Annotated in this window: 10 protein-coding genes; 3 read left to right on the top strand and 7 right to left on the bottom strand. The window is 61.6% G+C overall.

What is annotated here, in order from left to right; genetic code table 11:
• Positions 1–120: 120 nt before the first annotated feature.
• The gene (gene tcdA, locus AAHB08_RS21065) at positions 121–957 is read left to right on the top strand and encodes a tRNA cyclic N6-threonylcarbamoyladenosine(37) synthase TcdA (protein WP_342059989.1); all 837 of its coding nucleotides are present in this window, start codon (positions 121–123) and stop codon (positions 955–957) included.
• A 21-nt stretch (positions 958–978) separates the two neighbouring features.
• On the opposite strand, the gene AAHB08_RS21060 is transcribed toward tcdA, so the two are convergent.
• Together AAHB08_RS21060 and AAHB08_RS21055 are read right to left on the bottom strand one after the other, a co-directional pair.
• Positions 979–1413 (bottom strand): SufE family protein, encoded by a 435-nt coding sequence (locus AAHB08_RS21060; protein WP_342059988.1) that lies wholly within the window; start codon positions 1411–1413, stop codon positions 979–981.
• 13 nt (positions 1414–1426) lie between these two features.
• Positions 1427–2647, bottom strand: a complete 1221-nt coding sequence (locus AAHB08_RS21055) for an aminotransferase class V-fold PLP-dependent enzyme (protein WP_342059987.1) — start codon at positions 2645–2647, stop codon at positions 1427–1429.
• Between the two features lie 152 nt (positions 2648–2799).
• Between AAHB08_RS21055 and rep the strand changes: the two genes are divergently transcribed.
• Entirely contained in the window at positions 2800–4812 is a 2013-nt protein-coding gene (gene rep / locus AAHB08_RS21050; protein WP_342059986.1) for a DNA helicase Rep, read from the top strand.
• A gap of 7 nt (positions 4813–4819) precedes the next feature.
• On the opposite strand, the gene AAHB08_RS21045 is transcribed toward rep, so the two are convergent.
• The 5 genes from AAHB08_RS21045 to AAHB08_RS21025 form a co-directional block, all read right to left on the bottom strand.
• Positions 4820–7093 (bottom strand): putative bifunctional diguanylate cyclase/phosphodiesterase, encoded by a 2274-nt coding sequence (locus tag AAHB08_RS21045; protein ID WP_342059985.1) that lies wholly within the window; start codon positions 7091–7093, stop codon positions 4820–4822.
• 84 nt (positions 7094–7177) lie between these two features.
• The gene (locus AAHB08_RS21040; protein ID WP_162519260.1) at positions 7178–7630 is read right to left on the bottom strand and encodes a c-type cytochrome; all 453 of its coding nucleotides are present in this window, start codon (positions 7628–7630) and stop codon (positions 7178–7180) included.
• A 271-nt stretch (positions 7631–7901) separates the two neighbouring features.
• Positions 7902–8927, bottom strand: a complete 1026-nt coding sequence (gene tdh / locus AAHB08_RS21035; protein ID WP_043132655.1) for an L-threonine 3-dehydrogenase — start codon at positions 8925–8927, stop codon at positions 7902–7904.
• 89 nt (positions 8928–9016) lie between these two features.
• Positions 9017–10207 (bottom strand): glycine C-acetyltransferase, encoded by a 1191-nt coding sequence (locus AAHB08_RS21030; protein WP_342059984.1) that lies wholly within the window; start codon positions 10205–10207, stop codon positions 9017–9019.
• A gap of 184 nt (positions 10208–10391) precedes the next feature.
• On the bottom strand, positions 10392–11036 hold the full coding sequence (locus tag AAHB08_RS21025; RefSeq protein WP_025325250.1) for a TetR/AcrR family transcriptional regulator: 645 nt from the start codon (positions 11034–11036) through the stop codon (positions 10392–10394).
• Positions 11037–11182: 146 nt separating this feature from the next.
• On the opposite strand from AAHB08_RS21025, the gene rfaD reads away from it, so the two are divergent.
• Positions 11183–12142, top strand: coding sequence for an ADP-glyceromanno-heptose 6-epimerase (rfaD, locus tag AAHB08_RS21020; protein ID WP_025325251.1), 960 nt, complete (start codon positions 11183–11185; stop codon positions 12140–12142).
• Positions 12143–12203 lie beyond the last annotated feature (61 nt).

Genomic DNA, 12203 nt, shown 5'->3' with positions numbered 1-12203 from the left:
TTCGTTTAAAGCATGCCGACAAAGCACGCATTTCCCCCTCGCATCGGCACCATTTTCACCCGATCATCGCCGCTGACCGTGGTTGCCGCTATAATGGCCGCCCTCAAGCAAGGTGGTGGTATGAAAGCAGAATATCTACAGCGGTTCGGGGGCATTGCCCGTCTTTATGGTCAGCGCGCCCTTGGTTCCTTCAGTCAGGCCAAGGTCTGCGTGGTGGGGATAGGCGGTGTCGGCTCCTGGGCGGCGGAGGCGCTGGTCCGTGCCGGCATCAACCAGATCACCCTGATCGACATGGATGACATCTGCATCACCAACTCCAATCGTCAGATCCACGCCATGCAGGGCACGGTCGGCCGCCTCAAGACTGAAGTCATGGCCGAGCGCATCCGCGCCATTAATCCGGATTGCGAGGTGATCGAGGTGGATGACTTCGTCACCGCCGACAACCTGGCCGAGCATATCAGGAGGGAGTTTGACTATGTGGTGGATGCCATCGATTCGGTCAAGGCCAAGGTGGCGCTGATTGCCTTCTGCAAGCGCAACAAGATCCCGGTGATCGTAGCGGGCGGTGCCGGCGGGCAGATGGATCCGACCCAAATTACAGTGGCCGATCTGGCCAAGACCATTCAGGATCCGCTGGCGGCCAAGGTGCGCTCCGACCTGCGCCGGTTGCACAACTTCAGCAAGAATCCGGCGCGCAAGTTCGGGGTGGAGTGTGTCTTCTCGACCGAGCAGCTGAGCTATCCCGATGGCAATGGCGGCACGTGTCAGGCCAAGGCGGCCAGCGATGGCAACATGAAGATGGATTGCGCCTCCGGCTTTGGCGCCGTGACACCGGTGACGGCGACCTTCGGTCTGGTGGCCGCGTCCCGGGTCTTGAAGAAGATTGCCGAGCGGGGCGCCCGCGCCGAGAAAGAGGCCGGGAATGAAGAGGTAGGGTCGATTAGCGAAGCCTAATCGACCACTGAACAAGGCGGGTTAGGCAGCCAGCTCCCGGATCGCCAGCACGATCGCCCTGAGCCCGTTACCCCGTGACGGGCTCAAATGTTTCTCCAGCCCCAGCTCTGTGAAATAGGCTTCCATATCAAAGGCCTGAATCACCTCTGCGGATTGGTGGTTGAGCGCCGCCAGCACGATGACGATCAGCCCACGCACGATGCGAGCATCGGAGTCGCAGGCGAAGTGCCAGCAACCATCCTCGCTTTTCTCTCCCTTCAGCCAGGCCTGGCTTTCGCACCCTTTCAGGCGGTTCTCTTCCTGTTGCCACTCTGCGGGCAAGGCGGGCAGCAGCTTGCCGAGCTGGATGATGAGGCGGTACTGGTTTTCCCAGCCAGGTGCGGCGGCAAACTGCTGGCGGATGCTATTTGCGTCGGGCTCAACGCCTATCTGGGTGTAGGTTGCGAGGCTGTTCATTGGATTGTCTGCCTTAGAAGAAGTCACTGAGTTTGTGCAGGGCGGTCAGCAGGGCGTCGACATCGTCCCGATTGTTGTAGCAGGCCAGCGAGGCGCGCATGGTGCCGCCTATACCTAGGCTGTCCATCAGCGGCATGGCGCAGTGATGGCCGACTCGCAGCGCTATGCCCTGCATGTCGAGCAGGGTGGCGGCATCCTGGGGGTGGATGTCGTCCAGCAGGAAGGAGACGGCACCTGCCCGTTGTGCTGGTTCACCGATGAGGCGCAGGCCTGGCACCTGCCGCAGGCCAGCGACCAGATGGTCGGTGAGTGCCTGTTCGTGGCGTACCAGGGCAGCCCTGTCTTGCGTCCTGATAAAGTCGATAGCGGCGGCGAGCCCAATGGCCCCGGCGATATGGGGGGTCCCCGCCTCGAACTTGAAGGGCAGGGTATTGAAGGTGGTGCCGCTGAAACTGACTCTGTCGATCATTTCGCCCCCCGCCTGCCAGGGCGGCATCCGCTCCAATAGTTCGGTGCGGCCCCAGAGCACGCCTATACCGGTCGGACCGTAGAGCTTGTGACCGGAGAAGGCGTAGAAGTCGCAGCCTATGGCCTGTACATCTACCTCGAGGTGGGCCACCGCCTGGGCACCGTCGATCAGGGTCAGGGCGCCAACCGCCTTGGCGGCAGTTACTATCTGCGATACCGGATTGACGGTGCCGAGGGCATTGGAGACGTGGGCCACGCTCACCAGCCGGGTGCGCGGCCCCAGCATGGCCAGGTAAGCCTCCATATCCAGATCCCCGCGCTTATCCAGCGGAATGACCCGAATTACGGCGCCGGTGCGTTCGGCAATCAACTGCCAGGGGACAATATTGGCGTGGTGCTCCAGAGTGCTGAGGACGATCTCGTCCCCTGCCTTGAGTTCGCTCATGCCCCAGCTCTGGGCCACCAGATTGATCGCCTCGGTGGTGCCGCGGGTCCAGATCACCTCGTGGCTGCGGGGCGCATTGATAAAGCGGGCGACCGTCTCGCGGGCTGCCTCGAAGGCGCGGGTGGCGCGGCCGCTCAGGGCATGGGCGGCGCGGTGCACGTTGGCGTTGTCGGCCCGATAGTAGTGAGCGATGGCGTCCAGCACCGCCTGCGGCTTCTGGGTGGTGGCGGCGTTGTCCAGATAGATCAGAGGGTGGCCGTTCACCTCCTGCGCCAGGGCCGGAAACTGGCTACGCAATTGGGCGTGCTGTTGCTGATTCATGCTCCCCTCATCTCCTCTGGAAAAGTCGGCCATGATCCGGAAAATGACGGGCAAAGACAAGGCGAAGTGGCGGGATCCTGTGTCCGGTTTCGGCTGCCCGTGGGATCTCTGTTACAATGCCGCCCCTCATCATAAGCCAAGAGATCCGGCCCATGAAGCTCAACCCCAATCAGAACGAAGCGGTCAAGTTTGTCTCCGGCCCTTGCCTGGTGCTGGCGGGTGCCGGATCGGGCAAGACCCGCGTCATCACCAACAAGATCGCCTATCTGGTGCAGCAGTGCGGCTACAACGCCCGCAACATCGCCGCTGTGACCTTTACCAACAAGGCGGCGCGGGAGATGAAGGAGCGGGTCGGCCAGACCCTGGGCCGCAAGGAGGCGCGGGGGCTCATGGTCTCCACCTTCCATACCCTGGGGCTCGACATCATACGTCGCGAGCACAAGAGTCTGAATCTCAAGGCGAACTTCTCCCTGTTCGACGATACCGACCAGCTGGCGCTGCTGAAAGAGCTGACCGAGGCGGAGCTCGACAACGACAAGGACAAGCTGTCGGCCCTCATCACCCAGATCTCCAACTGGAAGAACGACCTCATCCTGCCGGCGCGCGCCATGCGCATCGCCCGCGGGCCGGAAGAGGTGCTGATGGCCCAGCTCTACGAGCGCTATCACCGCCAGATGGTGGCCTACAACGCGCTGGATTTTGATGACCTCATCGTGATGCCGACCCTGCTGCTGAAGAACAACGAGGAGGTGCGGACCCGCTGGCAGAACAAGATCCGCTACCTGCTGGTCGATGAGTATCAGGACACCAACACCAGCCAGTACGAGCTGGTGAAACAGATCGTCGGCGAGCGGGCCCGCTTCACCGTGGTGGGGGATGACGATCAGTCCATCTACTCCTGGCGCGGTGCCAAGCCGCAGAACCTGGTGTTGCTGAACGAGGATTTCCCCAGCCTCAAGCTCATCAAGCTGGAGCAGAACTACCGCTCCAAGGGGCGCATCCTCAAGTGCGCCAACATATTGATCGCCAACAACCCCCATGTGTTCGACAAGGCGCTCTTCTCCGAGCTCGACTACGGGGTGCCGGTCAAGGTGCTGTTCGCCAAGAACGAGGAGCACGAGGCGGAGCGGATCGCCGCCGAGATGATGGGCCACAAGTTCATGAACCGCACCCGGTTCAAGGATTACGCCATCCTCTATCGGGGCAACCATCAGTCGCGCATCTTCGAGAAGGCGCTGATGACCAACCGCATTCCCTATCGCATCTCGGGCGGCACCTCGTTTTTCTCCCGCACCGAGATCAAGGACATCATGGCCTACCTCAAGCTGCTGGTGAATCCGGACGAAGACACCGCCTTCCTGCGGGTGGTCAATCTGCCGCGCCGGGAAATCGGCCCCACCACCCTCGAGAAGCTGGGGCAGTACGCCAACCAGCGCGGCAAGAGCCTGTTTGCCGCCAGCTTCGAGCTGGGGCTGGAGCAGCACCTCTCCGGCCGTGGCCTCGTGGCCCTGCAGGCCTTCACCAACTGGCTGGTGCGGCTCGGCGAGCAGGCGCTGCGAGGCAACCCGGTGGAGGCGGTGCGGGACATGATCAAGGAGATCCACTACGAGGAGTGGCTCTATGAGACCTCCCCCAGCCCGAAGGCGGCCGAGATGCGGATGCAGAACGTCTCCACCCTCTATCGCTGGATCACCGAGATGCTGGAGGGGGACGAGCTGGAGGAGGCCATGACGCTCGCCCAGGTGGTCACTCGCCTCACCCTGCGGGACATGATGGAGCGCAACGAGGGGGAGGATGATGCGGATCAGGTGCAGCTGATGACGTTGCACGCCTCCAAGGGGCTGGAGTTCCCCTATGTCTACATGGTGGGAATGGAAGAGGGCTTGCTGCCCCACCAGACCAGCATCGACGAGGACAACGTGGAGGAGGAGCGCCGTCTCGCCTACGTGGGCATCACCCGGGCCCAGACCGAACTGACTTTCACCCTCTGCAAGGAGCGGCGTCAGTATGGCGAGTCGGTGCGCCCCGAGCCGAGCCGCTTCCTGCTGGAGCTGCCCCAGGACGATCTGGAGTGGGAGAACCAGAAGAAGGTGACGGCCGAGGAGCGCCAGCAGAAGGGGCAGGTCGGCGTTGCCAACCTGAGGGCCCTGTTCAAGAAGGATTGAGAGAAGGCTAGGCCGGGGGCTCTGCGAGCAGCGGTATGATGTCGGATCCTGGCAGAGGCGGGGAGATGTGGCGCCCCTGCCCCAGGGCGCAGCCCAGCTCGATCAGCTTCTGCAGTTGCTGCTGGTTCTCTATGCCCTCGACCACCAGAGTGAAGTCAAGATCCTGACAGATGTCCCGCATGGCGCGGATCAGCGCCAGATCCTTGGGGGAGTTCAGCATGCGATGGGTGAAGCTGTCATCCACCTTGATGTAGTCCACCGGGAAGTGGAACAGGGCATTGAGGGAGGAGAAGCCGGTCCCGAAGTCGTCGAGGCTGATCTGGATCCCCTTGGCCCTGAGCTCATGGAGCGAGGTGAGGGAGTCGGCACTCTGCCTGGAGAGCTCCCGCTCGTTGAATTCGAAGATGAAGTAGCCGGGTATCACCCCCTCCTCCTCCATGATGTGGACCAGTGCCATGATCTGCTCGCGGCTGGCCAGGTGCTTGCCGGACAGGTTGAGCGATATCTTGAAGCGGCCGCCCCCCGAGAGCTGCAGCCAGCTCTTCAACTGCTGGCAGGTGCGTCTGAGGATCTGGCGATCCAGATCCTGAATGAGGCCGCACTGCTCGGCCAGTGGAATGAAGTCGAATGCATCCTTGAGCTCCCCCTCCTCCGTTATCCAGCGCGCCATCACCTCCAGACCGACCAGGCGGCTGTCACACAGCCTGATCACGGGCTGGAAGTAGGGGACAATCCGCCCTTCCCGCAAGGCCCTGAACAGCAGCTCCTCCGGCGAGCCCGAGTGCTCCATGCAGGCATCTGAGTACATGACGATGCGACTGCGGCCATTGCGCTTGGCCTGATACATGGCGAGATCGGCCTGGTGCAGCAGCTCGCTGATGTCCGTGGTCTGCTCCGACACGCTGGCCACCCCCAGGCTGACGGTCACGGTCAGCTCATTGCCCTGAAGCCGGAACGGGTGGGCGATGCGGCCTACAATGCGGTTGAGTACGGGGCTGACGTCCTCCTCCTGCTGACTGTTGTCCAGATAGATGACGAACTCGTCGCCCCCCAGCCTGGCCACCATGTCATTTTGCCGGATGCAGCTCTGCAGGCGCTTGGCCAGCTCCTGCAGCAGCTGGTCACCGGCACTGTGGCCCAGGGCGTCATTGACCTGCTTGAAATGATCAACGTCGGCGAAGATCAGGGTGAAGCTGGCCGTCTGGTAACGGCGGTAACGGGTCATGGCGTGATGGAGGTGGTTCATCAGCAGGGCCCGGTTCGGCAACTGGGTCAGCGGGTCGTGCAGCGCATTGAACTGGAGTCGCCGCTCCAGCTCCTGATGATGCCTGAGTCGTTTCTGCAACCGCAGGTTGGTCTGGCGCAACTGCTGGAGCCGCTGGTTGATGGACTCTTCCGAGTTGAGTTCATCCAGCTGCTGCCTGACTCTCGTGAGCTCAAGCAGCAGGGTCAACTGGTGGCGCAGGAAGTCGAGGAACAGCCTGTCATCGGCTTCCAGGGGCTGGGCAGTATTGATGATGAGGTGGGCGAAATACTGCTGCTGCTGACGCAGTGGCAGGCTGTACCAGAACAATCCGGCCTCGCTGCGCTCTATGCTGTTGGTGCTGTGGCACAGGGCCCTGATGACGTCGTCAGCATAGGCAAGCCGCATCGGATAGAGTTTCTCCAGCCGCGAGTTGTCGAGGCGGACCAGCAGCATGTCATTGACGGCCAGCATCTGGCGCAGCACGGCCTCAAGCTGGGAAAACAGGGCATGCTGCGGCAGGTTGTGGGCCAACCGCATGATACGGCTGATTTTTTCAATCTTCTGCTGCCATTGGGGATCCCGTTGCATGAGGGGGGACGCCTGCCCCGCCAGCTGGGTGCCGGTCTGGGTTTCGTGCAGGCGCTTGGCCAGACACTCCAGCAGCAGTCTCAGGGTCGGGGTCTGTTCGGGGGCGCCGCGGGCCAGCAGCCATTGCACCTCATAGTGCTCCACCGCCTGCACGCACCATCCCTGATGTTCATCGAGCCGGGTGAGCTGTTCGGTGAGACGAGGCCCTTCACGCCCCAGTTGCTGCTTGAACGCCTCGGGCAGCCGATGTTCATACAACCAGTGCAGGCCGCCATCGGCCAGCCCCAGCATGGCAAAGTGCTGCAGGGGGCAGAGTCTGCCCAGCTGCTCTACCAGTCTGGCGTAGTCCTCAGGAGAGGCGATGCCGGGCGCGGGAAAATCCATGATGGAAGAAACGACCGCCAGCAAGGGGGGGGGATCTGGCGGTGTGAGGGGCTGGACTGACATGCAACACTCCCGAATTAACTCATCTACAAGCGTAGTCGGAAGTGATTGGATTGAAAGGGCTGCTATAGAAGCCCTTTCAACCACTTAGAGCTTGTCGATCATGTAGTGAATGGCGTTTTCGATCTCTTCGTCACTACAGGCCGCGCAAGTACCCCGTGCCGGCATCATGCCGGCCTTGCCGGTGAAGCCTTCGATGGCATGCTTGCGCAGGGTGTCGAACCCCTGGGCGATGCGTGGTTCCCAGGCGGCCTTGTCCCCGCGCTTGGGCGCGCCGGCCGCGCCGGTATCGTGGCAGGCAAAGCAGGCGCCCTTGAACACTGTCTCGCCATCCCGAGGGCCGGACGAGGCAGCAGCAGGGGCGGCCGCTGCGGTCGCAATGCCTTCCAGATCCTTGGCGGTGTAGACCTGGCCGACCGGGGCTATGCGCTCGGCGATGGCTTCCGTCGACATCTCATCGGCGGCAAGGACGGCGCCGGACAGGGTGGCGGCCGCCATCCCGGCAGCCAGCAAATAGCTCAGTTTTTTCAACACGCTCATGTACTCCCAGCAGGCTCTTATTATCCCTAGAAAACGACGGGATTATAACCGAATAGTTACAGGCATTTAAACGCTTGTGTGTGAAGTGTTAAGCAATCTGCGAACAAAGTTTCTGCGGCGGCAGGGGCAGCAGGCAAGGCAAGAGCAAAAAGAAACCCGGCTTTCGCCGGGTTTTTGCATTCAGCCGTGAAAAAGGCTGACTTGTCTCCACTCAGGATCCCGGTGCCGGACCGGGCCTTCGCACCTATCCACAAGCCGTTGTCCAGGCTTCTCAATCCCAGTTCAGAATCACCTTGCCGGACTTGCCTGACCCCATGGCTTCGAAGCCCTGCTGGAAGTCATCGATGTGGAAGTGATGGGTGATGATGGGGCTGAGATCCAGGCCAGACTGGATGAGGCTGGCCATCTTGTACCAGGTCTCGAACATCTCGCGGCCGTAGATCCCCTTGATGAACAGTCCCTTGAAGATCACTTTGTTCCAGTCGATGGCCATGGTGGAGGGGGGAATGCCGAGCATGGCTATCTTGCCGCCGTGGTTCATCTTGTCGATCATGTCCTGGAAGGCGCTGGGTACGCCGGACATCTCCAGCCCCACGTCGAAGCCTTCGGTCATGCCGAGCTCGGCCATCACGTCGGAGAGCTTCTCCTTGGCCACGTTGACGGCGCGGGTGGCGCCCATCTTGCGGGCCAGCTCCAGCCGGTATTCGTTGACGTCGGTGATCACCACGTGACGGGCGCCCACATGGCGGCAGACGGCGGCAGCCATGATGCCGATGGGGCCGGCGCCGGTGATGAGCACGTCTTCACCCACCAGATCGAAGGAGAGGGCGGTGTGCACGGCGTTGCCGAACGGGTCGAAGATGGCGGCCAGCTCATCGGGGATGTTGTCCGGCAACTTGAAGGCGTTGAAGGCCGGGATCACCAGGTATTCGGCGAAGGAGCCCGGGCGGTTGACGCCGACCCCTATGGTGTTGCGGCACAGGTGGGTGCGACCGGCGCGGCAGTTGCGGCAGTGGCCGCAGGTGATGTGGCCTTCGCCGGAGACGCGATCGCCGATGGCGAAGCCGCGCACTTCCTGGCCGACGGCGACCACCTCTCCCACATACTCGTGACCGACCACCATGGGCACGGGTATGGTCTTCTGGGCCCACTCGTCCCAGTTGTAGATGTGCATGTCGGTGCCGCAGATGGCGGTCTTGCGGATCTTGATCAGCAGATCGTTGTGGCCGAGCTCGGGAGCCGGGACGTCCGTCATCCAGATGCCGGCTTCGGATTTGAGTTTGGAGAGTGCTTTCATGACAGATTCCTCACGGCGCTGTGCCGGGTACAGAGGGTAATAAAATGGGGCCCAACCTTGGCCCCCGTTTTAATCAGCTAGCCATGTGATCAAATCACACCGAGCTCGCGGCCGATGCGGATGAAGGCATCGATGGCTTTGTCCAGCTGCTCGCGGGTATGGGCGGCAGACATCTGGGTACGGATGCGGGCCTGGCCCTTGGGCACCACGGGGAAGGAGAAGCCCACCACGTAGATGCCGGCGGCCAGCATGCGGCTCGCCATCTCGGCGGCCAGCTTGGCATCCCCCAGCATGACCGGAATGATGGCGTGATCGGCACCGGCCAGGGTGAAGCCGGCGGCGCTCATCCGGGTGCGGAAGTACTCGCTGTTCTCTTTCAGGCGGGCACGCAGGGCGTGGCCATCGGCCAGCATGTCGATCACCTTGATGGTGGCCGAGACGATGGAGGGCGCCAGGGAGTTGGAGAAGAGGTAGGGACGGGAGCGCTGACGCAGCCAGTTGATCACCTCTTTCTTGCCGGAGGTGTAGCCGCCGGAGGCGCCGCCGAGCGCCTTGCCCAGGGTGCCTGTGATGATGTCGACCCGCTCCAGCACGTCGCAGTATTCGTGGGTGCCGCGGCCGTTCTCGCCGATGAAGCCCACCGCGTGGGAGTCATCCACCATCACCAGGGCATCGTACTTGTCGGCCAGATCGCAGATGGATTTGAGATCGGCGATGACACCGTCCATGGAGAAGACGCCGTCGGTGGCGATCAGCTTGAAGCGGGCGCCGTCGGCATTGGCCTGCTTGAGCTGGGCTTCCAGCTCGGCCATGTCGTTGTTGGCGTAGCGATAGCGCTTGGCCTTGCACAGCCGCACGCCGTCGATGATGGAAGCGTGGTTGAGTGCATCTGAGATGATGGCGTCTTCGGCGCCGAACAGGGTCTCGAACAGACCGCCGTTGGCATCGAAACAGGAGGAGTAGAGGATGCTGTCCTCGGTGCCGAGGAAGGCGGACAGCTTCTGCTCCAGCGCCTTGTGCTGATCCTGGGTGCCGCAGATGAAGCGCACCGAGGCCATGCCGAAGCCGTGGCTGTCGAGCCCCTGATGGGCGGCGGCGATCAGATCCGGGTGGTTGGCCAGCCCCAGGTAGTTGTTGGCACAGAAGTTCAGAACCTGCTCGCCGCCCACCGCAATCTGGGCCTGCTGAGCCGAGGTGATGATGCGTTCCTGCTTGTATAGCCCTTCCGCCTTGACCTGTTCGAGCTGTTCGGCCAGGTGACGATAGAATCCGTTAGACATCCTCGGTCCTCATTGACTGTGTCGACTGTGTTATCAGGATCTTGGGCCGTGCGAGGTGCACGGACTGACGTCGTCGCGGTCGTGACGAAACGTCGACAGACCCTGGAATGGGCAACATTTTACTGCAATCGTTGCGCACCAATTCAAATTATTATGCTGATATTCAACAATTGTGAAACAGATCTCACCCTGCTGGTTGGGCCAGTTGGTGGTAGTGCTGCTCCAGTTGGCGGATCTGGGCGATCACCTGGGGCTGGACATAGGGGCGCAGCAGGAAGAGCACTCGCAAGACCCCCTGATAAAGCAAGGGCTTGGTGATGCGGGTATGGGGCGCCTGGGCAATTTGGAAGGGGATCCAGCAGGTGACCACCATCTTGATGGTCTGGCCGAGATCCGGCAGGTCTTCGTCGCTGACGTCTATGATGCCGCCCTCGCGCAGGCTTCTGAGCAGCGCCTCCACGGCGGCGCGCAGCTGCTCCTGGGCCTTGAGGTACTTGTGCTGCAAGGGTTCGTCGCGACTCAGGATGTCCGGCAGGTTCGCGTAGAAGAAGCGGAACTGCCACATCAGATAGAAGATGGCATCCAGATAACCCATCAGATCTTCCAGCTTGATCTCGTGGCTGCGGGCCGGAGTGAAGCTCTCGCTCAGATGGCGGGCGTACTGATCGAAGATGGAGTGGATGATGTCTTCTTTATTGCGGAAGTGGTAGTAAAGGTTGCCCGGGCTGATGCCGAGATGGGCGGCAATGTGGTTGGTGGTGATATTGCGTTCACCCTGATCGTTGAACAGCTCGGTGGCGCTGTGGATGATCCTGTCTCTGGTCTTCATCACTGATCCCTCTGCCGGGCCCTGTGCGCCGAGGTCGAATCCCCTGGCGGCCCGTGATAAACTTTTCGGCAATTTCAAATTGGCCCACTATACACAGCTTTAACAGGCAGTCACACGGGGCCATCAACGTACGCGAGGCAAACTCCATGATCGTAGTAACTGGCGGTGCTGGCTTTATCGGCAGCAATCTGGTCAAGCAGCTGAACGCTCAAGGACGGACCGATATCGTGGTCATCGACGACCTGACCGACGGCACCAAGTTCGTCAACCTGGTCGATCTCACCATCGCCGACTACATGGACAAGGACGAGTTCCAGGCGCGGATCGTCTCCGGTGACGAGTTTGAAGAGTGGGATGGCGGCATCGAGGTGATCTTCCACGAAGGTGCCTGCTCCGCGACTACCGAGTGGAACGGCAAGTTCATCATGGAGGTCAACTACGAGTACTCCAAGGATCTGTTCCACTACTGCATCGAGCGGGAAATTCCCTTCATCTATGCCTCCTCCGCCGCGACCTATGGTGGCCGCAACGACAACTTCATCGAAGATCCCAAGTTCGAGCAGCCTCTCAACGTCTATGGCTACTCCAAACAGCTGTTCGATCAATACGTGCGCCGCTGGCTGCCGGAGATCGACTCCCAGGTCGTTGGCCTGAAATACTTCAACGTCTACGGCCCGCGCGAGCAGCACAAAGGCTCCATGGCTTCCGTCGCCTTCCACCTCAACAACCAGGTGAAGCAGGGTGACAATCCCAAGCTGTTCGAGGGCTGCGACGGCTTCCCGGACGGCGGCCAGATGCGCGACTTCATCTATGTGGACGACGTCTGCAAGGTGAACCTCTGGTTCTGGCAGAATCCGCAGCACTCCGGCATCTTCAACTGCGGAACCGGCCGTGCCGAGCCGTTCCAGAACGTGGCCGAGGCCGTGATCAAGCATCACCAGCAAGGCGCCATCGAGTACATCCCCTTCCCGGATCACCTCAAGGGTCGCTATCAGAGCTTCACCCAGGCCGATCTGACCCGCTTGCGTGGCGTCGGTTATGACGGCGAGTTCAAGACTGTCGCCGAAGGCGTGGCCGATTACATGGCCTGGTTGAACCGGGCTTGATCCCCCTCTGACGGGGGGGCCCGGGCGCCCCGCGGGGGGGGGGGGGGGGGGGGTAAAATTT

This window comes from Aeromonas sp. OTU364, from assembly GCF_038440395.1.
Taxonomy (GTDB): domain Bacteria; phylum Pseudomonadota; class Gammaproteobacteria; order Enterobacterales; family Aeromonadaceae; genus Aeromonas.
Note: the sequence above shows the minus strand (reverse complement) of the source record. Positions and strands in the feature narration are given on the sequence as shown.